Below are 20,219 nucleotides of genomic sequence, written 5' to 3'. Positions count from 1 at the left end.
AATCCAGAACAGGCTTCTTTATACCATTAAAGTGAAAACGTTTACACCGTTTAGCTATGAAAGTTTGCCTAAGTGCTTAACACTCCTCTGGCGGAGTTTTCAGTCTTACCAGTCCCTGCTCAATCTGAGTGAAGATAATATCCGTCAGCTCAGGCAGAGAAAGCAGGTTAAACGCTTCACCCTTCTCACCTTCTGCGATTGCCACATCACAAAGCTCGGAAAGCTGAGCCTTAATCTCTGTCATATCTTTGATAAAGTGATTACCCGATACCAGCAGCATTGGGATGATTCTTAGCTGAGGTTTAGCATCGCTTTCACCCTGCTCTATTCTTCTCTTCAGAGCCGTTACAAGCAGATCGAACGGCATTGCGCCTTCCAGTGAACAGGAGATGTTTTTCTCTGAAAGCTGTGAAAGCAGAGTATCGCAGTAGCTGATTGCCTGATGCCCGGCGTTGTCCAGATATGGTGCACCGTGATGGATAAACAGGTTAATATCACTGCCGGTTTCAAAGCGTCCGTTTAGCGCAGAAAGCAGATCATTCGCTCTGTGCGTATGGTGAATAATCGCCGGAGTGTATTCGATAGCGGAAAGCGAGAAGTTTCGGAAACCCTCAACAATCAACTCTACCTGCTTATGTTCATCTGTCGGGAACAGATAGCAGGAAACCACCAGAATGCGCTGATAGCCTTCCAGATCCAGCGCCGCAAGCACAGACGGCAGGTTCAGATACTCTTCACCGCTTGCTGCCAGCTTTTTGGTTACCATGCGCGAACTCACAGCGATTCTCACTTCGCAGTTCGGATAGCGCTCTTCCACTTTGCGCTGCAGTTCGTTGTAACGTTTCTGTTCAACCACTGAGCCAAAGCAACTCAGTACTATCGCGGTTCCCTGAGTGTAATGTCTTAATCTTTTCATTTTTTCTCTCTCAGCTTTAGGCCGGTTGTTGTTCTAAAATCAGTTTTCCTTCGTGCAGACGATATTCCGTATCAGTCAGCGTTTTGCGAAGTTTCTCGTCATGGCTGACAAGAATAATAGGCAAATTTACCCGGTTTACTATGTCGATAAACAGCTGGTAGTTTTTGTCATCAAGGCCGTTGGTGGGCTCATCAAGCAACAGCACTTCCGGCTTCATTACCAGCACACTCGCCAGTGCAGCAAGTCTTTTCTGACCGCCGGAAAGGCGGTAACTTACGCTGTGAGCCAGATGCTCAATACCCAGATCTTTGAGGGTTTTCATCGACATCTCTTCCGCTTCTTTCTGGTTGTACCCCTGATTGATGGGGCCAAAGCAGACATCTTCTATCACCGTAGGAGAAAACAGCTGATCATCCGGGTCCTGAAACACCAGACCTAACCGGGTGCGGAACTTTGCAAACTCTTTATCCGACTTGCAGCTATTCCCGAACAGAATCACTTCACCTTTCACATCCTGAAGCAGTCCGAGAATTATCTGTAAAAGCGTACTCTTTCCGCTGCCGTTACTGCCGGTAATGGCGACCCTGTCCCCTTTGCTCAGGGAAAAGTCTAATGCGTCGGCACACTGTTGTCCGTTTGAACGCTGGTAGGAGATACCTTTCAGCTCTATCAGTTTATTCACTTAATCTTTTCCAAAAATCACTATCTAACGGGCCAGACAGCCAAAATATCCATCGAGAAAACCACCAGCGTCAGGAACAGAAATAACATTGCTGAGCGATCAAATAACTGGCTCTGTTCTCCTTTTGATACGGGAAAATGACCACTGTATCCACGACACTTCATGGCAAGCCAGATACGGTCTGCCCGTGCCAGCGCTCTTACCAACAGCATACCAAACATATAGCCGTAGCTGCGCCAGACATGTAACCTTGGGCCGCATCCCAGACCGCGTGCTTTCATTCCAGAGCGGATGCTTGCTATCTCCTGCTGCATCACACTGATATAGCGGATACTAAACTGCAGCAGCAGAATAAACTTAGTCGGCACTCTGAGCACACAAAGCGCTTTAGTCAGTTCCAGTCCGGAAATACCGCTGCACTGCGTCATCATTAGCATGGCGGAAAGCGAAGCTTTGAAAAAGATCTCCTGCGCCTTAACCACTCCCGGCTCTGAAAGTACCAGAGGCCCCCAGTGAATCACCTGATCGCCGACGTAATTGAAAGGCAGAGGCAAAATGGTAAGCAGTACAACGCTATCGATAATAAGCAGGCGCTTCAGGCCAGTGGCAAAGCCCATAGGACTTTTCAGCCAGAGCAGACAGGCAAGAATAAAGTAACCAGCAAAAGAGAGCGGATTAGCAGACAGCACAATAGCGACGATCATAAATATCGCCAGCAGGATCCGGGTATGTGCTAGTCCATACTCAGCACTGCCCGCTTTTACGTTGCCTGATAAAACCCCTTCTATCATGCCTGTGCCGTTTTTCTGTTTCTGACCAGAACCAGAAGCCCGAACAGGCCAAGGATATAGCCTATCCCGCCAAGAATATCGTGCATAGTTCATAGTAAGCAACGTGGCCCTGACCACCATCGCCACGAACTGAATAGGAATCCGGCACTACAGGATCTATGGTAAAGAAGCCTTCTTCATCAGCAACTGCCGTACCGACAACTTTACCGTCTTTCAATAGCTGAACTTTAACGCCAGCCCCGGCTGGATTAGCACCGCCAACAAAATAAACCTCACCTTCGATATAACTTTCTTCCGGATACACAGACATACGGATCTTGTGAGCATAAGCCGATAAACTCACACTTAGAGTACATAAAATAAGAAGCATTAAACCGGCAAATTTTGATAATAACTTAGTCATTTTCTACAACTCTCTTAACCCCGGACACTCATTAGTTCCGGGCGACTTTTCTTAAGCAATTTTAATGTAAACGCGAAAATCACACCTTCCAGTGCAGCCAGCGGCAAGTGGGCGATAATAACCAGAGAAGCACTATTCATAAATACATCACCGGACAGTACAAGCACCAGTGCAACCATCAGGCTGGTAAGAAATACCGAGCCAAAGCCAGCCAGAAAGCCAACCACTGAAGGTGACCATTTATCCATATAAGGTCTGAGAAGCACACCAACTAAAACCGCCGGAACGGCAATATTCATGGTGTTGACGCCAAGCACCAGGATTCCACCAAAGCCAAAGAATACAGCCTGAAGAACAAGACCAATCAAAACTACGGGAAAAGCACTCCAGCCCAACAGAAGACCGATCAATCCGTTAAATATAAGGTGAACACTGGAAGGCCCGATGGGAATATGAACCAGAGAAGCCACAAAGAAACATGCTGCAAGTACTGCTGCCTGTGGGATCTTGCTGTCAGTGAGCTGGCGCAGACCGAGATATGATCCGCCAATAGTGATTGCGGCTCCGGCAGCCAGAACCGGCATACTTAGTACGCCATCTACAATATGCATATCTTCCCCGACAAAATATCTGAACTGCGCTGGGAAGAGTTTGAGAAATTATCAGAAACCACTTCTGAGTGCTCCCGCCCAGATCGTAAGCAATATGAATTCACATCTAGCAGGTTCTGACTTATGGCATTCGTTAGTGGCGATGCTATTTACAGTTGCGGGTACAGTCCAGGACTCTCACCTGATTCACTTTCAGCCCAAAGGCTCACTAGATAAAGTCTGTGGAGTATCGCACACCGATTTCTGGTCACAATTGATTGCGATCAATTTTGAAGTAACGGCAGATTTGCGTATTGATAAATCTGATTGAGCTGATAAATACTCGCCGTTCTATAGATATTTATTGCCAATAAATGGATGGCTGATCACTCTTCTTCAGTCGATATTGGCGCAAACAGCAATTCCTTTAGGAACAGGATCGCCCACATCTGCAGCAATACCCAAATCATCATTTGAATGGTATACATACGCCCTCCCTTGGCTCCGCCTGGTAATCATCATGATTATCTATTAACCAAGATACTGAATTACCGACTGACATACCAGATGGGAAAGGCGCAGATTTAGTCAGTTGAATGGGATACAGATTTCCACACTACAATAGAGACTAGAGCAAGCAAGATACGCTTAATAGAAGTGGCTAGGCAGGTGGATCTCACTGGAAAATAGCATAAAAAAAGCGAAGCTGGGTGCTGTAGAGTCCGCAATAACCTTTTACTCTACAACACGCCTTGAGCAGATTCCCATTTTCATGGGAATGACGAACTGTTTAGCTAAAAATGAAACGAGTAGTTGTGGCGACTTCTTCTATCTACTCATCCGAATAACCGTAGGCTTTCTGCCAAACCTGATTAATCTCATGATCAAAAAGATAAAAATAAATATCGATATCCTTAAACTTAGACTCCCTGCAAACATCCAGAGAAATCTGAGCCGCCTCATGCAGCGGATAACCATACACCCCACAGGAAATAGCCGGAAATGCAACAGAATCACACCCATTTTCCAGAGCCAGATACAGTGAAGAGCGGTAAGCCGAAGCCAGAGTTTCTGCCGGAGACGGATCGGAATGATATATCGGCCCGACAGTATGAATCACATAATCGGCATTCAGATCACCCGCCGGAGTGATCCGAGCCTCTCCAGCCGGACAACGCACCCCATTCACTTCCGGAACCTGATAGCAGGCCTCAAGCAGCTTAGGTCCCGCCGCCCGGTGAATGGCACCATCAACACCGCCTCCCCCCAGCATTCTGGAGTTTGCAGCATTCACAATCGCGCTGACACTTGCGCGGGTAATGTCCCCCTGAAGAATTCGGATATTGGTCATGGCTTCCTCCGGTCGGAATGCAACTGATATATTTAGTTTAGTCATGAACGGAGGTTTGTTCCGACATATAACCGCGGCGAAAACCAATGAAACTACCAGCAATCAAATACTAGTTGAATACATCAAAGCTCTTCGGAATACTTCTCCACATGCAAATTCAAAAAGTGCATACCTGCGGAGCTCAGAACATAATGCTTATCACCGCATAGATATAAGAAGTTCCTGTCAGCAAGATAGGCTATTGCCTTATCCCAGTTTTCTATTCCAATAGCCTGACGGATATCATTGTAAATAGTTTGCTCTGCAATTTCTTCAAGAGCAGTTCGGCCCAGGCCAATGACAGGCGTTGCCAGATCGTCAAGGTCAAAACCTTTGTCTACCCAGTAGCGCGCAATGATCAATAACATCGCCTGGATCTTAGTTGCGTTGGTATCCGCATCTTCCTCGGCTTCACTGCGGCTAATATAGAAAAACTCACCTTCAACATTAAAGTTAAGGTTGTAGCCAATGTGCAGGTAGAGCTGGGTAAAGTGATCAAGATTTGTGTACAGCTCTGTGTAGAGGGGGCTGTCTGTAAAAGCCTGCTGGTAGATATCGTACACCTGCTTTGTTATCACCTTACCGTTCACAAAGGTGGCGTATATCTGCTGGCTTTTTGCCATATTGATTTGTGAAAAAGCCGTATTCATTACTTCACTCTCTCAGTTCGAATTCTACGATAAAGATAAACGGTTTCATCCTGTACCAGGCGGCGCTGGAAGTTGGTCACTTTTACTGCATGCCCGTCTAGCATCTCATTGCTGCGCAGCACAAAGTTGAGCCCTTCTAACAGATCAACAAAATGATACCCCGGAAGATGTTCTTTTAACCGGCGCTGCAAGGCCAGCGTCAGATCCTGATACTCTGTCATTTGCATCTGCCTGACCAGATTATAAATCTGCTCTGCGCGCTCCAGTCTGCGCTCGGTGGAATCATCTTTGGAGCTAACCAGCTCCACATTCTGGTTCTGTTTAAACAGATTCTGATCGGACACTCTGGCTTCAATATCACTCACCACATTGTTCAGATAAGCTTCAGAGCTGCTGATACGCAGAACCTTCGGCCTTGGCTGCTGCATTAAGCCCATAAAGGCTCCGTTGTCACGGGCAAACTGACCGTCAATCTGTCTGCGCTTGAGGTTGTGACGAGTCGCATCCAATGCTTCTGAAAGTTCAGCAAATGCATTTTCAATCGCGTTAAACTGTTTAAGGCGTTTTTTGGAACGGGCTAAAAACTGATCGACCGAATGCGAAACCTTACTGATCTGAGAATGAAAGCTGTTAAAACTCACTTCATACCTCAGCATTGCTGTTGCGCGTTGGTGATCCTGATGCTTTTCAAACAGACGGCGCAAACCTTGCAGACATTCGAACAGGTTAGGGCCATCTTTCAAACGGCTCTTTTCATCCAGAAACTGGCGTGTCGGCAAAATATGCCGGGACAACAGGTGAGATATTTTTTCGATGGATTCGCGCTGAAGAACAGAAAACGCCCTGGAATTATCGGCCTTAGCGGCCTGCTCACTGGCTTCACTCAGCTCCTGATTAATCATCTGCATTTTAACCAGATTCAGACGGATACTGTTCAGCAGTTCACTCAAGCGATGAAACAGCTCGTCTATCAGCTCTTTGTAATCAAGCTCTACATCGCTAAACAAGAGCGAGCCCGATTCAAGCTGACCAAGCAGCAGACGTATGCCGCCCAGTTGAGTTTTCAACGCCACATCGGTTAAATCCTGAAACAGGCTACGGTCAAACAGCCGGAATACACCAATGACCGAACGGTCAAAAATAAGCCGGCTCTCCCCACCAAACTCATCTTTATCCACCAGAATATGCGCTGAAAGCAGGTTATCTGTCGAGAAGGCGGTGCGCAGCTGTTTACGCTTCTCCTTGCTCTGACCCTGCATATAATGGTGCAGCCTGCCCACAAATTTAGCTTCACGCACATAAGGCTCACCCGCTTCATCCATCTCACGAATGACATCACGCATAACGGTATGGTGCTCAAGCATAATGGCAAATGTCGGTATGGTCAGAAGTCGTTGATCACTCATCTTCCTCTCCAAACATATCCAGTTGCTCTCTGTCCAGAGTACTGCCTTTCACCACAAAGCTCTCCGGCATACCGGTAAAGGCTATAGTCCGGGCCGCATGATATGGGGTGGCAGTGCGCATGGCATCCAGGCGGAAATGCTGACCGAATTTAAAGATAATTTCGCTGGATGCAGAGTTCGTCGATGCACTAAGCACCCTGAATCCCGCTTGCTTTAGGTTCGGCAGCAACCAATCAAACTGCGAACTATCGACAGAGGCACCTTCGTCAATAATCAATGGGAAATGAGTGGTACAAGCCTTGTTTCTTAGGCGACTAAGCAGGATTTCAACCAGCTTCAGATTAATCAGCATAATGGTTGAGGTAGATTGCGACTTACTCTCCCACCCGGTCTGCCCCTGCTTTTTCACCCGGTAGGCAATACCTGCCACAATCTGCTCCATGGTTAACAGCGCAGCTTTTCCGTCGGGGAAGAACTTATGACTGAAGGCTTTCAAACGTTCAATAAACTGCTCTGAGGCCTTTTGATCTGAGTGAGTGTCCAGATGTTCAATCTCTCCCACCAGATCACTGAATCTCGCTTCAACCTTAATCTGAGCTTCTACCTGAGCCAGATCATTGATCGTCACTCCGGCAAACGCACGGTTAATGCTCTGCTCAAACTGACGAACCATTTCCCTGTTATTTTTCAGCTCGTTAATGATGCTGTGAATAGAATGCTTATGCTCAACGAAGTTTTTACGCAGTATATCAAACTCTTCTTCCAGCCCCTGATAGCGGGACTGCAACTGTTCGAACGCATGTTCCAGCAACTCATCCTCAACATAGGACCTCATCAACTGATCATCATTCTCCAGTACCTGATTACGGACAAAGTCCTGGATTTTTTCAACCAGATCGGTTCGCGCTTCACGCTTTAACTGCAAGCTGGCGATACGGGAATCTAAACCCTCTTTACTAAGTTCAAGTGATGGGTTTGGCAGCACAGAAAAGTTGCTGCTTGGTAAACCGTGAGCTTCAAGCTGAGCTTTAGCTAAGAGCTGATAATGATTCAGTTGCTCCAGTCCGGACTTAAGTTCAGCTACCTTCAGCTCTTGTTCGTTGTAGGCTTGCAGCTCCTGCTCTAAAACCTCCTGCTGGCTTTCAAGCTGCCTTACCAGTTCCTGCTGCTTGTTTCCAATCGCATCCAACTCTTCATTGCAGGTATGTAACTGCTGAGTATTGCTATTGCAGGCCTGAAGCAGCTCAATTTCAGCTTCAGTGCGGGAGATTTCTGATTTAAGCGCCGAGATAGTTTTAACCTGCTCAAAGCGACTCTCTTTATCCATGGCGCTGATTTCTGCCGCCCGCTTACGCTTAACTTCCAGCACTTCACGAACCTTGTCTAACCGGCTTTGATCTGACTCGCGTTTATCCGGTGATACCGGCTCCAGTTTTACGCCGAACAACTCATACCTTAGCTCATCAGCTTCAATCAGATCGGTAAAGTCGCCAATAGCCTGCACTTCTGATTCCGCTAAAGCACGCCCCGGATTCGCTTCTGCCACTTCCGGGTTTACAGCTGCCAGCTTCAGCCAGACGGATTCTGACAACTGGTTAAACAGTTTAAATTCCTGTTTTTCAACCGACGCCTGGAAACGAAGCTCAATATCTTCAAGCCCGCTGATTTCCTTGTTCAGATTCTGCAAATCTTCCTGGCGTTTCTGTGCATCTAACTTGAGCTCCAGCTCCTCATTTTTCTCATTAAGATGCTCGCGGTGACCTTCGATAATAATCTCAAGGGTGTCCGACTCGTCATACTGATTCACAATCAGCTGAGTTTTCTGCACCACGTCATCCAGCTTTTTCTGCTGACGACTGAGCGCTTTTCGTTCACCTTCCAGGGCTAGCTGTGTTTTCTCTATATCGATACGCTTATTACGGGCAGCCCGGACGCGGCCATCCATCAGGCTTAGCCGGGTCTCTTCTGTCCCCAGCTCAGTATTGTCCTTACCAATCTGGTTTTGCGCCATCATGGCATACTGCATCAGGTCATCTTCTGCATTTTTGTTTCGGAGCAGTTCCTGGTGACTGGCAGCCAGCTTCTCAAACTCGGGGCGCAGACTTTCGATATTTTTCAGCAAGCGTTCACGACGGGCGAGCGCATCATTGTGTTCAATAAAGGCATCGATATCGAAATTGAGCTCATCTTTGCGCTCTTTCTTCTGTGATTCGATAATATTGGCTACCGCCAGACGCACCGTATCCGAGCCTGTCTTCATATCAAACAACAGACGAACCAATGCCCGGAAGGCATCTACATCGGCATCACTTGTGGTACTGAGCGGGAACAGGCAAAAGCGCATAGCATCAATATCAAGCAACTGATTCGCGTAAATCACCTCTTTGATTGCCGAAGAGCGCATCAGGGTTTTAAAGTACTTATCCTCCTGCTTAAGGAAGGTTTGCACTTTCGCCGGGCTTAAACCATCGACTCTGCCCCCAATCCCATCCTCACCTGCGTTTGCGTCCCAGAAAAGGTGGCGGATCTGCTCATAGCGCAGGGAGGTGAACATGCGGCGATAATCAAGCTTGTCTGTGCTGCCCCGGTAAAGGATCTGGCAGTGTGGCAAGCGCCCGCCTAAATAGTTGTCACATTCCAGAATTAAAAAGCTGCTGTTGCTGGGAAAATAGTGTTCAAAGCTCTCATCATCGGAGAAAAACTTTCCCTCTTTATCGGAAAAGCCAAATTTCTTTGCAGAGTTTTTAAAGTTTTCTTCCGGCAACAGAAATAGCCGGATGGCATTAAGAATCGAGGTCTTACCGATATTTCCCCCGCCTATCAGTATGCCACCTTCGCGAAGATCTATTTCTGCAATGGCAACTCCAGCAGAGTCCACAGCAACCAGACGTGAAATGCTGATAAGCAGGTTGTCGATAGCGTCGTTTTGCATAACTTAATCCTGTGTTAATTCCGGTAGCAGGGCTTCCTGTTCCAGAAAGGCGCGGGTCTGGTTCATTAAATCGGCTTCCTGAGTGAGTTTCAGCTCCCGCGCGAGTTTAATCGCCTTAGCTAACTGGTTTGCGTTTTTAGGCGCTAATTGAAATTTATTGCGATGAATTTCCCAGTCAGCAGGAGCCAGCCACTGACATTGAGGAAGGGCGTTCTTTAAAGTTTGATAGGTTATCAGGCCACCTAAATCGACATCCTGGGCGCAATAAATAACGTCATACTGAGATAAAAACGCAAGATTGAGGCGGTCGCAAATCTGATTGCCTGCCCCAAAAAAGATATCGCAACTATCAGCCAGATCCGACTGCCCAATTGCCGACAAAAACTTCCGGAAACGATAAAAGTTTTCACAGTTTTCGATGATCACTGCACACTTTCCAACAAGCTTCCCTTGCGTTTTAAACCCGTCAGCATCAGAAACAACCACAAACGGGATCTGAGAATAACAATGCTGGTTTAATACCAGAATATGCGCGAAGCTACAGGAAAAATCATGAGAGCGCCCAAGACCGGACGCGCTGACTCTGTCCGTCAGTTCCGGTAAATATAAAGCCTGGTGCCTGTCGCTATCAATGATGGTTAATTGATAACCGCCACGTACACGTACGGCCTGATAAATCTTTCGCCACTCCTGGGGATCTGAGTATGGAAGACAATCTATAAAACGGTCGAGGTTTATAGTGTCGCCCTGTTCTATTTTGGTCAGGTATGGGTTGAGTTTCATGGTTTGATGCTGAAAGTACTAAGCGTATGATTAAATGTCCTATTTCGCCAGCCTATATTGTTTAATCAAACAATCTGATGGCTTCAATTGGGCCTGGCGATTCAATCGGATAATACTCTTCCTCAAAGGCATCAACCAAAGTCGCTAATACTTCCAGTTCATCGCCTTCAGGCGTGTCTGGTTCCGCATCAAATAACTGATCAATACGAGCTAAAGCTGCTTCATGATCAGCTTTTGTCTCAATCTGTTTGATTTGCATCGCTGCACCTCTATAGAGTTGTTGCATCTATTTTACCATACTGATTATTGAACTTGTAAAGTTTACTGTTTGAATTCAATGGCTAAACTTAACGCATCAACGAAGGAAACAATAAAGCCAGCATCAACTGGCTAATTGAGAATATCATAGATACATAAATCACTTCTCAGCGCAGAGTGTGATCGACATTGAACACTATGCACTAAAGAACATCGTGGCATAATACTGAACCGAACCATCGATAACAGGTAACCAAATTGCAAAAACTCATTCTGATAAGAGGCGTTAGCGGCTCCGGCAAAAGCACCCTTGCAAAGAAGATACAATCTGAACAACCGGGCGCTGCCATAGTGGAAGCCGATATGTACTTCTGCGATCAGGATGGAACCTACCAATATGACCGTGATGACATTAAGCTGGCTCATCAATGGTGCCAGTCAGAAACCACCCGGTTACTGAGGCAGGGAAAGACGGTGATAGTTTCCAATACCTTTTGTCGTCAGTGGGAAATCCAGTTTTATCTTGATCAAGCTAAGAAAAAGGGCATCACGGTTGAGCTGCACCATTGTTACGGGCGCTACCAAAATGTGCATGGCGTGCCTGATGAAGTGGTCGAGAAGCAGCTCGAAAGTTTTGAAAAGGTTCAGATGCCTTAAATTTTCGTCTTACCGGTAATCAGAAGTGCTACTTTTCTGGTCCAGGCAGTGTGAATGAAACACAAGCACCGCCCAACTGCGATGTTGATATATGCAGGGCTCCTCCGTAGCTGCTTAAAATATCGGTTACCACAGCCAAACCCAGGCCCTGTCCAAGGTTCGCCGTGTCAGAACGGGCCCCCCTTTTCAATATTGATGTTCTTAAATGAGAATCGATGCCGGGTCCATCATCTTCCACCCGGATCTCCAGCTCTTTTTCTGATTTAACGGCGGAAATTTCAACGCAGCTTTTTCCATATTTACATGCATTTTCAATAAGATTACCCATGATTTCCATCAGATCCCCATCCTCACCATAAAAACGAATGTTATCGGCTATCGTGACTTTGACTGAAATATGGGAATAACTCTCCAGTTTTGTTAACGCATTAGTCAGGCGGGTAACTACTGAGACAACAGCAACCTGCCCGGCTAAAGGCTGATAGCCCAAATGAGCACGGCTTAAATGGTGGCTGATGATGTTATCCATGCGTGTGACTTGCTCATCAAGCGATTGATTCTCTTTCGTATCATAATTTGACCGGATGATAGCCAAGGGTGTTTTCAGACTATGTGCCAGATCGGCTAGCGTATTCTATGTGTCACGTAATCATATACAGGAGTCGCCTTTACAACTCTTGCGTAGTCATAGTTTGAGTTGTGCTTAGCCATTACACCAGAGCTGAAACAGGCAGTAATAGCAAGTGAGATGATAATTAGCTTGTTCATCTTCCCCTCCAATAAATAATGATCCTTCATCTTTATAATAAGAGGGGGAAGCTGAACGTAAGCTGAATGGAACACTCGTCCTCTAATTTCAGCCAACACGTTACCGAAGGACAGGAAGAAGCACTCTCCGACTTTACCAACAAGCGCCCAATTAACCTGACGATAAACCGGTAAACGAAGTTATTGTCTATGAGGGTAAAACGGCTCAGACAATCACTGCCAAACAGCCACCTGAAGCTATGAACGAGTTAGTCCGCCAGTTGGTCATTAAGCTACTAATCGAAAACTGGGATAGTGAACATGATTCTAGACATACTTTCTCTATGGCATTGATATTACTGGTTCCAATAAGATTCCAGCAGCCAGGCTTCTAAGGCCTCTTCATTCAGGGGACGGGCATAGAAATAGCCCTGCGCGTATTTACACCCTCTCTGCTTTAAAAGCTCGGCTTGCTCAGCTTCTTCAATACCCTCTGCTACCACATCAATATCTAAGCTGCTGGCCATTGCCAGAGTGGCTTCTACCAGCCTTTTGCTTTTCGGGTCAGTTACCAGATCATCGATAAACTCTTTATCTATTTTAAGAATATCAAAAGGATAGTGACGGATATAACTCAGAGAGGAGTAACCAGTACCAAAATCATCCATTGCTATCTTAATTCCACTGCCGCAAAGTTCCTGAATAACCGATTCACTTTTTTCTTTGTTATCAATCAGCACGCCTTCGGTTATTTCCAGTGTCAAACAGCTGTGTGGTAACTCCAGGTCGTCCAGAACCGTTATTACCCGGGAGGCAAAATGAGGATCGTGAAACTGCTTTGGTGAGACGTTTACTGCAATCATATAGTCCCGGCTGTGACGTTTACGCATGCGGGCACACGCCGTAAGAGCCTGCTTCAAAATACAGTCTCCCAGCTCAATAATCATGCCGTTGTGTTCTGCCAGCTCAATAAACTCCCATGGAGGAACAACGCCAAGGACCGGATTAGTCCAGCGGGCAAGCGCTTCAAATTTCCTCGGCTGGCCTGTGCTTAAGTCAACAATAGGTTGATAAGCAACACTAATTTCGCCGCATTCAATAGCTACTTTAAGTTTTTCTTCAAGCACCATTTTACGCAAAGTTCTTTTATTCATATCCGTTGAAGAAAAACTAAAGCTATTTCTGGCAGTATTTTTTGCTTCGCGTTTCGCGATAGAAGCGTTTCTCAACAGTTCGTTAACCTGATCACCATCTTTCTTATAGCAGGCAATGCCAATACTCGAAGTAAGGCGGACTTCTTTCCCGTCAAGGAGGAAGGCCTCATGTATTGTGTTCAGAATATGTGAGCAGACAGCTTCAGCATCGTGCTTGTCGTCACTAACCTGAGTGATAACAACAAATTCATCACCACCAAAGCGGCATATAAAGTCTGACGTTCTCATTGCTGATTGTAGTCTTGAGGCGACCAGCTTTAATAACTGGTCCCCCCCAGCCAGTCCAAATCTGTCGTTTTGCTTTTTAAAATCGTCAATGTCGAGAAAAAATATGGCAAAACTGGATTCAGAAGACTCTTTAGCAATACGAATTTTCTGCTCCAACTCAGCAAACATCCCCGACTGATTTGGCAGGCCAGTTAAGCTGTCTTTAAAAGATTCTTCAACAAGCTGGTCAGATTTTGACTTTACTGTCTTACTGAGAGTTATATTCCAGAAGGCAATAATAGAGGTGATAACGATAAACGCCGCGAAGGTAATACTCAGAAAAACGATAAAGAAGTAAAAGTAATCATTCAGCAGATTAATCTGTTTTTTTGCAATAGAGTCTGGAAATATGACGCCTATATGCCAGTTCTGACCTGCAAGCCTGGTCACGACCAGAATAGAACGTTCTGAGCCAAGAACACTGGAATCAAGTTGAATAAAGGAACTGTCAAGATGATGAACGGCTTCAACCAAAGGAGCCAGTGACAAATCTGCATCTACCGCCTTTTCTATGCTGTGCATCAGAAGGCTGTGATCTTGTGGCAGTGAGGTAGCAACAAACTGTTCGTTTTTATCCAGAATAAAACTGATGATACCCGACTGCGCTTTAATTTCCATCAGACGCTGATTAACACCACTAAGATCAATATCTATTGTTGCCACCCCCCAGAAAAGCCCATCACGCTCAATTCTGACAGAGCAAGTCACCATAGGAACATTAGAGTGTGGGTCAACATAGGCCTGTGACCAGACGCACTGGTTAATAGCAGCATTTTTGGCAGCCTGATACCAGAATTCATTCTGGTAAGCCTGGCTCTGCGGTGAGTTGTAGCCTTCATCAAGCCGGAATTTTCCGTCACCGGTTTTTACCCAGAATAATGACGCTTTTTCCTGACTATCGATTAACTGGTACGGTTCGGGCCAGATACCACCACCGGCAATACCCGTACTGTTTTCTATCAGAATACCGGCATTACTAATAAAGCTATTCCGGTTAAGCGGGATACTGGATGCAATTACCGCAAGGCTCTTAGTAAGTGCCGCCTGCTCAGAGAACTTTATTGCCAGCTCTTTTTCTATCACCTGGGCCTGTAACTTAGCTTTAGCAACGCTTTCCTTAACAACAGTCGGCGCAACGATATAGTGGGCAACGTAAAGCAGCGCACTCATCAAGACGATAAGAACGATGAGAGCTCCCCAAAAAAAAAGCCTTTTTTTTCTAAACATATTCCACCATGACAGAACAACGTTCCTTGTCGTTGCTATCGATATAATACTCTTATAATTGTTAATAACAAATCATCCAGCGATCTTCACAGTAAGATACATATAAGCAAGCTTGTTAGCCCGGACAATAGAAATCTTAAGCCTATACTTAAGTCCGCGCTAGAAAAGTACTTTCTGTCATGGTGCTCGTCACTCTCCACCATGGATGCGGCGACTTTGGTCGCTTTACTCGTACTGTGTCTCATATGATTCAAGCGTGGAGGAGGTGAAGCCGAGAAAAATGCCCCTACCGCTATCTGGATAAAGAAAGCATAAAAGAAGTAGTCACTGATAAATTTAGCGCTGAACCAGCCAAGTGCATTTTCGATAAAATACAGGAAAGCCAGCAAAACAGTATTTGCACTGACAATGAAAAATATAAGACGCATGGTAAGGTGACCTTGCTGTTCATCTAAAGGTTAATCATGTTCAAGCCTTTTTCCGAGCCCTGCAACATTATCGTCGGCATAGCCAATAGCCTTATAGAACTCGATAACGCTTGTATTTGTATTCCGGACCTGAAGATTGATTTTAGGGCAGCCTTTTTCTTGAATCAGGCCTTCTACCGCCTTTAAGATCTGCTGCCCATACCCCTTTCGCTGGTGCCCGGTTTTGACAGCAAGATAATTTATCCAGCCACGGTGTCCTTCGTATCCACCCATAACGGTAGCGACAATTTCATCTTCCTTCACCCCCACAAGGAACAAATCTGGATCGACTTTCAGTTTTCTCTCGATATCTTTGGCGGGATTATTCTGAGGAGCTACAAGACCGCATTCTTGCCAGAGTGCGATTACTTTTTGTTTGTCGTTGTTGGTGTATGCTCTGATTTTCATTTGGGCTGTTCCTGAAGCTCTGTCATTAATGCCAAAATATAAATATATATTAATAGGTTAGATAAAGGTAGCATTCTAATCTACTCCCCGGCTACGGAATATTTGACCAGCTATAACAAGCAGTAACTCATCGGCTAAAGCCTCGTATAAACCTGCAACATTTTTATACATAGCTAACGCTTCTGAGTTCACACCTTGACCTTCGAATACCGGGAACAATTCACTTTGCATCTTTGCTGATGTTGTACATGCTCGTACCATAGCTTCCATTTTAAAAAGTTTATGTGTAATAGAGTTACTACTGTCAAAAACATCTCTGAATAAATGCGATAATTCAAGGAAATCAATCCTCTCATTTAGAACTTCCAGTTGAAAATTCACATCGCAACTAAGTAGCGTAGCTTTTTCCAGTAGTTCACTCATAATTTCCATGATAATAATCACTTTCTCAGGCGCGCTACCATAACAACTAAAACATCTCATACAATGCTAAATGTCTAATTTGTTTTTTATATATTCAGACTCAATAAAACCCAAGTCTTTTATTACCTCTTCCCAATTAATACTTTCATATGTCTCAGGATTATTCTCGCCATGATATGAAATATGAGGGTGTGCATACTCATTCCAACAAGAAATGGATTCATCTTGTGCAGGAACCATTGTATATTCTCCCATATTTCTCTTTATATATAGGAAAAATCTATCATATTCCAGTCCAATATAAAAATCAGGATACCCCGTCAGTTCAAGTAAAGGCTCTAAATTCCTACTAAGACAAGGCATCAAAGCAATTTTATTGAATAACGTAGCTGTCGTAGGATTTTTATCGATTAATCCTATATTAAACCTTTTACCAGGTGGAGCTTCATAGCCACTAGTAGATTTTGTTTTGTAAGGCAAGAGGTAATGATATTCTTGATAAAGATTACCCTTTAACAATTTGACATCTCTACTTTTAGTCCGATCTACATTAATAATATCTATTTCTTTGTAATCTATAGGTACAAAAGAGAAATAAAGATTAACCTCCTTATACCTCTCACCTCTAAAGTTGCAATTAAATGCAATTGGAAGTGCGATACCTTTAATCATAGCCATATCCTTTTTAATATATGTAACAATTAAAAGGCTCCCGAAGGAGCCTTGAAGTTTTAGATGAGTGAATATAGAAATAAAAACTATTTAGTCAGCGTTATACGTTTATTTTCAGAAAGATAATAAATAACATACTGCCAAAAAGTATGATCATCATCTTGCAACTCAACACCTTCTAAATTGATAAGGCTTACATCTTCGGTTTCGTAGAACTCATCCTGAATTTCTTCCGGAAGATCATTTATTACCAGGTCAATGAGCCTATCCTTCAAGTCTTCATCAGACACCCCGAAAAACCTTGCTGTAGAATTCGGGCTACTCGCAAGAAATAACTCACCCAAACCACCATCTGGATTACTATCCCTTAATAGTTGCTTCACTAGCTCGTCATCTTCTTCCAGATTAACTTCTCTCCAAGAATCATAGCACTCACTTGCGAACAGCAACCAATAATCCACATTAATAGCAACTTCCCAGCCCAATTTATTAAATTCCCGGATTATTTTCGCCCTATCTTCGTGACTCAAAGGCATGTTGATTAGCTTTGAAAAAAACTCTTCTTTCAACTTAAACCGAGATACCTGAGTGCTATACTCAAGAGCGGTATCTCTGGTACTGATATATAAACACAATAAAGCCAGTTGCTTATGATTAAGCATCATTACTTCATCAATAGCTTTTCTTCTAATCACACCCATATTTTCACCTGTCTGTTTTACGAATCATATGATCGACAAAAGAGCAGCAAACTTTTGACGTTTACTGCTCTTTTGTCTAATTGATATTTCAGGCGAGTTATACCAAAACTGTGAATTCCTTTCATTACGCTTTTGGCCAGAATTCAGGTCATTTGAAGTAACTTTAGATTCAGTGTGGTAGAAACTATCGGATATCGTCTGTCAAACCATCACCATAGGGTGCAACTTTACGTGCTTCTCGTTCATATTTTTCATAAAGTCAGTCTGTAATTGAAAGTTTATGAAATCATTGTAGGTAAAGCTTTTTTTTCCTCTATTGAACTGATGCTCCATTGACGTAAGCAAGATAGACTCATTTAAGAAACAATATCTATCCAGCATAAGATGTCTATACGCAAAAACAGCTTGGGCGGAAAAATACGATTTAAAATCCTCACAAAGCTGTTCATTTTTTCCAATAAGGCATGATGAAAAAATAATTACTTTATCATGATTCTTCTTCGATAGAGCCTTCAAGTTACTTCCATCAAATACCTCTCCGTTTGAAAGTTCAAATCCCTCTTCATTTCCATGGCCGGAAAAAATAATAACATCTTCCTTTATTTTCCGCGAAAGAAAAAATTCAAGGTCTTTCAGTGAGTGAACTCTTTCGTAGCTAAAGTCCCAATTTGCAGATTTGCAGAAAGGTTTCCAGAAATCAGCAGAATTTCTTGTAACCGTATCTCTGCGATTTCTTCCATCTAAAACAGTATCAAAAACTCTTACACCACTAACCATATTCACTCCAGATAGAAATAAAAAACTCGATAATGCAAAGTAAGAATTTATCTGAGATATGCTCTAAATGCTATGTATTTTAATGAACTTTTTATATTTATTCCTGGATATCTTTATTTAAGTCCCCAAAATGACGTTATACGTATTTTGCATAGCTGCTTTTAAGCAACTTGAACATATTTCGTTTTCGCTTGTACTTTGTGGCAAGTTTTCCTACGTTCTCATAAAACGCTCTCTTTACTTCAGGGAGTGGTTCTAATCGCTTTTCCAGAGATTGAAGATAACGGAGCGCTTTTTCATAAGCGCTATTGTGAGTTTGTTCAATCGTAGCAGTCACTGTTCGAAAATAGTATCTCATTGCAGTTTCAGGGTTGTCATTGAGGACTTCATTTGCCAGCTCTATTAGTGCATTCGAGCCCACTTTATGCGTTTCCACCCATACGCACGCCTCATCCAGTCGGCTCTGATCTATATAAAACCTCACAAGATCATCACTTTGATGAGAAACATACCTTCCATCTGGCTCCTGATAAGCCTGTTTTAATAAATCCTCAACTCGCGAAAGAAGCGCAGGATCATCAATTTCACAGCGCTTACGAATTTGGTTAAGTCGAAGGTATTCGCTAAAGCTTGGAGATGACTCGAAAACCCGGTTTGCCAGTTTCCAGGCACTCTGATACTCGCCCATGGCTTCTCTGACAATGACCTCTTCCCTGTCACAAGCATCCGTTTCATAACCTGCATTCGCTACTCTTCGGGCTTTTATCAGCCAACTTTCAGCATCTAATAATTCGTTATGTTCCCGGCAGAACTTACTCAAAGCCAGATACTCCCTTGTTCGCCGGGCCAACATAGCCTTGATACTGACTTCCTTTCTCCATTCACCTGACTGCCGGGCAAGAGCAAGCAATGGAGCGGCATAATTTTTGGCCTTCCAGTATGATTTTTCATCACCCAAAGCACATAGCTTCTCAAGATTTTTCTGACAAAGGCTTATAAATACCTCATTGCTGGAGTAAACATCAGCGAAGCACTCTTCGATAGAGGGAAATACATCATACTCATCATCAACCAGACGATCTGCCAGCCACTGAGCCTTTTTCTCCTGACTCCAGTCAAGACGATCAAATATGACCGGCATTTTTTCAGCTATTACCCTCTCAAGACCAAACCTCGAACCATCTGAGTCATCAATCCTCTCTAACACCAGATTCAAACGATCAATGATGTACTGAATCAGCTCCCACTGGTCTTTAGTCGTCACCAGGCCAAACACATTCCAGATAGCTTCGAACTGGATTTCTGCATCCTGAAAATATCCCGATGACTCTCCCCACCCCCATAGCTCTTCCTGTGGAAGAGCATCATCCACCCAACTTTTGAGCTGCTTTAGCGTCGGAATATCTATACTCGCCTGAGCTCTGAGCAACCAACTGTTCCAGTGTGCTTCGTCTTTTTTTAAAAAGCCCATGATAATATCTATCAGTTCATCTGGTGCCTGTTGGCTAAGATAGCTATGAATGATCTCTTTCTCGTCGATAACTTCCGGTGGTGTAAGGTTTGTCTGCATAGCAACGGCAACAGCGTGCTTGCATATATCCTGATATTCCGCTGCCGGACATGTGCAATAGCAAGAAACCGGGGTATCTCGGCTTATCTGCACTTTATATTCAAGCGTCCCGTCTACCGTCGCAAAAACAGTATCGCCTTGTGAATGCAGATGACGAACACATCCGTTTTTAACCAATGCAATGCCTCTGGCAAAAGTCAGATCGCCGGCTCTACGCAGGAATTCATCCATATCGAAGTTGATTGTTTGTTCTTTTTTCATTATTTGCCTCTTGTCATCACAGTATTG

Annotated in this window: 22 protein-coding genes and 1 riboswitch; of the genes, 1 reads left to right on the top strand and 21 read right to left on the bottom strand. The window is 44.3% G+C overall.

The window, feature by feature from the left end:
* Nucleotides 1–76: 76 nt before the first annotated feature.
* The 11 genes from L3Q72_RS05455 to L3Q72_RS05405 form a co-directional block, all read right to left on the bottom strand.
* Nucleotides 77–916 carry a sirohydrochlorin cobaltochelatase gene (locus L3Q72_RS05455; protein ID WP_275131642.1) on the bottom strand — a complete coding sequence of 280 codons (840 nt, stop codon included), beginning with the start codon at nt 914–916 and terminating at the stop codon, nt 77–79.
* A 16-nt stretch (nt 917–932) separates the two neighbouring features.
* Complete coding sequence (locus tag L3Q72_RS05450; protein ID WP_275131641.1) at nt 933–1,598, bottom strand: ABC transporter ATP-binding protein; 666 nt, start codon at nt 1,596–1,598, stop codon at nt 933–935.
* Between the two features lie 20 nt (nt 1,599–1,618).
* Entirely contained in the window at nt 1,619–2,389 is a 771-nt protein-coding gene (locus L3Q72_RS05445; protein WP_275131640.1) for an energy-coupling factor transporter transmembrane component T, read from the bottom strand.
* Nucleotides 2,390–2,450: 61 nt separating this feature from the next.
* Complete coding sequence (locus tag L3Q72_RS05440) at nt 2,451–2,792, bottom strand: carboxypeptidase-like regulatory domain-containing protein (RefSeq protein ID WP_275131639.1); 342 nt, start codon at nt 2,790–2,792, stop codon at nt 2,451–2,453.
* 14 nt (nt 2,793–2,806) lie between these two features.
* Nucleotides 2,807–3,403, bottom strand: a complete 597-nt coding sequence (gene cbiM / locus L3Q72_RS05435; RefSeq protein WP_275131638.1) for a cobalt transporter CbiM — start codon at nt 3,401–3,403, stop codon at nt 2,807–2,809.
* 90 nt (nt 3,404–3,493) lie between these two features.
* Nucleotides 3,494–3,631, bottom strand: a riboswitch (cobalamin riboswitch).
* 583 nt (nt 3,632–4,214) lie between these two features.
* Complete coding sequence (locus tag L3Q72_RS05430; RefSeq protein ID WP_275131637.1) at nt 4,215–4,733, bottom strand: O-acetyl-ADP-ribose deacetylase; 519 nt, start codon at nt 4,731–4,733, stop codon at nt 4,215–4,217.
* A gap of 122 nt (nt 4,734–4,855) precedes the next feature.
* Nucleotides 4,856–5,422: a hypothetical protein gene (locus tag L3Q72_RS05425; RefSeq protein ID WP_275131636.1), complete on the bottom strand. Its 567-nt coding sequence runs from the start codon at nt 5,420–5,422 to the stop codon at nt 4,856–4,858.
* Nucleotides 5,422–6,828 carry a hypothetical protein gene (locus L3Q72_RS05420; RefSeq protein WP_275131635.1) on the bottom strand — a complete coding sequence of 469 codons (1,407 nt, stop codon included), beginning with the start codon at nt 6,826–6,828 and terminating at the stop codon, nt 5,422–5,424. Before L3Q72_RS05420 ends, L3Q72_RS05425 begins: the two co-directional genes overlap by 1 nt.
* Nucleotides 6,821–9,760 carry a hypothetical protein gene (locus tag L3Q72_RS05415; RefSeq protein WP_275131634.1) on the bottom strand — a complete coding sequence of 980 codons (2,940 nt, stop codon included), beginning with the start codon at nt 9,758–9,760 and terminating at the stop codon, nt 6,821–6,823. The genes L3Q72_RS05420 and L3Q72_RS05415 overlap by 8 nt, the downstream gene beginning before the upstream one ends.
* A 3-nt stretch (nt 9,761–9,763) precedes the next feature.
* Nucleotides 9,764–10,543, bottom strand: coding sequence for a Wadjet anti-phage system protein JetD domain-containing protein (locus L3Q72_RS05410; protein WP_275131633.1), 780 nt, complete (start codon nt 10,541–10,543; stop codon nt 9,764–9,766).
* 61 nt (nt 10,544–10,604) lie between these two features.
* Nucleotides 10,605–10,829, bottom strand: coding sequence for a hypothetical protein (locus L3Q72_RS05405; protein ID WP_275131632.1), 225 nt, complete (start codon nt 10,827–10,829; stop codon nt 10,605–10,607).
* Between the two features lie 230 nt (nt 10,830–11,059).
* Between L3Q72_RS05405 and L3Q72_RS05400 the strand changes: the two genes are divergently transcribed.
* Nucleotides 11,060–11,458: an ATP-binding protein gene (locus tag L3Q72_RS05400; RefSeq protein ID WP_275131631.1), complete on the top strand. Its 399-nt coding sequence runs from the start codon at nt 11,060–11,062 to the stop codon at nt 11,456–11,458.
* 28 nt (nt 11,459–11,486) lie between these two features.
* Here the strand turns inward: L3Q72_RS05400 and L3Q72_RS05395 are convergent, their stop codons facing one another.
* From L3Q72_RS05395 to L3Q72_RS05350, 10 genes are all read right to left on the bottom strand, one after another.
* The gene (locus tag L3Q72_RS05395) at nt 11,487–11,987 is read right to left on the bottom strand and encodes an ATP-binding protein (RefSeq protein WP_275131630.1); all 501 of its coding nucleotides are present in this window, start codon (nt 11,985–11,987) and stop codon (nt 11,487–11,489) included.
* A gap of 95 nt (nt 11,988–12,082) precedes the next feature.
* A complete protein-coding gene (locus L3Q72_RS05390) occupies nt 12,083–12,226 on the bottom strand; it encodes a hypothetical protein (protein WP_275131629.1) in 144 nt (47 codons plus the stop codon).
* A 335-nt stretch (nt 12,227–12,561) separates the two neighbouring features.
* Entirely contained in the window at nt 12,562–14,913 is a 2,352-nt protein-coding gene (locus L3Q72_RS05385; RefSeq protein ID WP_275131628.1) for a GGDEF and EAL domain-containing protein, read from the bottom strand.
* An 86-nt stretch (nt 14,914–14,999) separates the two neighbouring features.
* Complete coding sequence (locus L3Q72_RS05380) at nt 15,000–15,341, bottom strand: hypothetical protein (protein WP_275131627.1); 342 nt, start codon at nt 15,339–15,341, stop codon at nt 15,000–15,002.
* A 30-nt stretch (nt 15,342–15,371) separates the two neighbouring features.
* On the bottom strand, nt 15,372–15,788 hold the full coding sequence (locus tag L3Q72_RS05375; protein ID WP_275131626.1) for a GNAT family acetyltransferase: 417 nt from the start codon (nt 15,786–15,788) through the stop codon (nt 15,372–15,374).
* Between the two features lie 75 nt (nt 15,789–15,863).
* Nucleotides 15,864–16,220 carry a hypothetical protein gene (locus L3Q72_RS05370; RefSeq protein WP_275131625.1) on the bottom strand — a complete coding sequence of 119 codons (357 nt, stop codon included), beginning with the start codon at nt 16,218–16,220 and terminating at the stop codon, nt 15,864–15,866.
* Between the two features lie 57 nt (nt 16,221–16,277).
* On the bottom strand, nt 16,278–16,883 hold the full coding sequence (locus L3Q72_RS05365) for a hypothetical protein (RefSeq protein WP_275131624.1): 606 nt from the start codon (nt 16,881–16,883) through the stop codon (nt 16,278–16,280).
* Between the two features lie 86 nt (nt 16,884–16,969).
* On the bottom strand, nt 16,970–17,584 hold the full coding sequence (locus L3Q72_RS05360) for a hypothetical protein (RefSeq protein WP_275131623.1): 615 nt from the start codon (nt 17,582–17,584) through the stop codon (nt 16,970–16,972).
* A 201-nt stretch (nt 17,585–17,785) separates the two neighbouring features.
* A complete protein-coding gene (locus tag L3Q72_RS05355; protein WP_275131622.1) occupies nt 17,786–18,361 on the bottom strand; it encodes a hypothetical protein in 576 nt (191 codons plus the stop codon).
* Between the two features lie 136 nt (nt 18,362–18,497).
* Nucleotides 18,498–20,192, bottom strand: coding sequence for an SWIM zinc finger family protein (locus L3Q72_RS05350; RefSeq protein WP_275131621.1), 1,695 nt, complete (start codon nt 20,190–20,192; stop codon nt 18,498–18,500).
* Nucleotides 20,193–20,219 lie beyond the last annotated feature (27 nt).

Origin of the sequence: Vibrio sp. JC009 (assembly GCF_029016485.1) — a bacterium.
Taxonomy (GTDB): Bacteria; Pseudomonadota; Gammaproteobacteria; order Enterobacterales; family Vibrionaceae; genus Vibrio.
Note: the sequence above shows the minus strand (reverse complement) of the source record. Positions and strands in the feature narration are given on the sequence as shown.

What these genes read in the sequence shown, in the direction of transcription:
- L3Q72_RS05410 (WP_275131633.1), bottom strand. Translation starts at nt 10,543, where the DNA reads ATGAAACTCAACCCATACCTGACCAAAATAGAACAGGGCGACACTATA.
- L3Q72_RS05365 (WP_275131624.1), bottom strand. Translation starts at nt 16,883, where the DNA reads ATGATTAAAGGTATCGCACTTCCAATTGCATTTAATTGCAACTTTAGA.
- cbiM (WP_275131638.1), bottom strand. Translation starts at nt 3,403, where the DNA reads ATGCATATTGTAGATGGCGTACTAAGTATGCCGGTTCTGGCTGCCGGA.
- L3Q72_RS05455 (WP_275131642.1), bottom strand. Translation starts at nt 916, where the DNA reads ATGAAAAGATTAAGACATTACACTCAGGGAACCGCGATAGTACTGAGT.
- L3Q72_RS05370 (WP_275131625.1), bottom strand. Translation starts at nt 16,220, where the DNA reads ATGGAAATTATGAGTGAACTACTGGAAAAAGCTACGCTACTTAGTTGC.
- L3Q72_RS05385 (WP_275131628.1), bottom strand. Translation starts at nt 14,913, where the DNA reads ATGTTTAGAAAAAAAAGGCTTTTTTTTTGGGGAGCTCTCATCGTTCTT.
- L3Q72_RS05350 (WP_275131621.1), bottom strand. Translation starts at nt 20,192, where the DNA reads ATGAAAAAAGAACAAACAATCAACTTCGATATGGATGAATTCCTGCGT.
- L3Q72_RS05425 (WP_275131636.1), bottom strand. Translation starts at nt 5,422, where the DNA reads ATGAATACGGCTTTTTCACAAATCAATATGGCAAAAAGCCAGCAGATA.
- L3Q72_RS05440 (WP_275131639.1), bottom strand. Translation starts at nt 2,792, where the DNA reads ATGACTAAGTTATTATCAAAATTTGCCGGTTTAATGCTTCTTATTTTA.
- L3Q72_RS05390 (WP_275131629.1), bottom strand. Translation starts at nt 12,226, where the DNA reads ATGAACAAGCTAATTATCATCTCACTTGCTATTACTGCCTGTTTCAGC.
- L3Q72_RS05395 (WP_275131630.1), bottom strand. Translation starts at nt 11,987, where the DNA reads ATGGATAACATCATCAGCCACCATTTAAGCCGTGCTCATTTGGGCTAT.
- L3Q72_RS05355 (WP_275131622.1), bottom strand. Translation starts at nt 18,361, where the DNA reads ATGGTTAGTGGTGTAAGAGTTTTTGATACTGTTTTAGATGGAAGAAAT.
- L3Q72_RS05420 (WP_275131635.1), bottom strand. Translation starts at nt 6,828, where the DNA reads ATGAGTGATCAACGACTTCTGACCATACCGACATTTGCCATTATGCTT.
- L3Q72_RS05375 (WP_275131626.1), bottom strand. Translation starts at nt 15,788, where the DNA reads ATGAAAATCAGAGCATACACCAACAACGACAAACAAAAAGTAATCGCA.
- L3Q72_RS05445 (WP_275131640.1), bottom strand. Translation starts at nt 2,389, where the DNA reads ATGATAGAAGGGGTTTTATCAGGCAACGTAAAAGCGGGCAGTGCTGAG.
- L3Q72_RS05430 (WP_275131637.1), bottom strand. Translation starts at nt 4,733, where the DNA reads ATGACCAATATCCGAATTCTTCAGGGGGACATTACCCGCGCAAGTGTC.
- L3Q72_RS05415 (WP_275131634.1), bottom strand. Translation starts at nt 9,760, where the DNA reads ATGCAAAACGACGCTATCGACAACCTGCTTATCAGCATTTCACGTCTG.
- L3Q72_RS05405 (WP_275131632.1), bottom strand. Translation starts at nt 10,829, where the DNA reads ATGCAACAACTCTATAGAGGTGCAGCGATGCAAATCAAACAGATTGAG.
- L3Q72_RS05360 (WP_275131623.1), bottom strand. Translation starts at nt 17,584, where the DNA reads ATGGGTGTGATTAGAAGAAAAGCTATTGATGAAGTAATGATGCTTAAT.
- L3Q72_RS05380 (WP_275131627.1), bottom strand. Translation starts at nt 15,341, where the DNA reads ATGCGTCTTATATTTTTCATTGTCAGTGCAAATACTGTTTTGCTGGCT.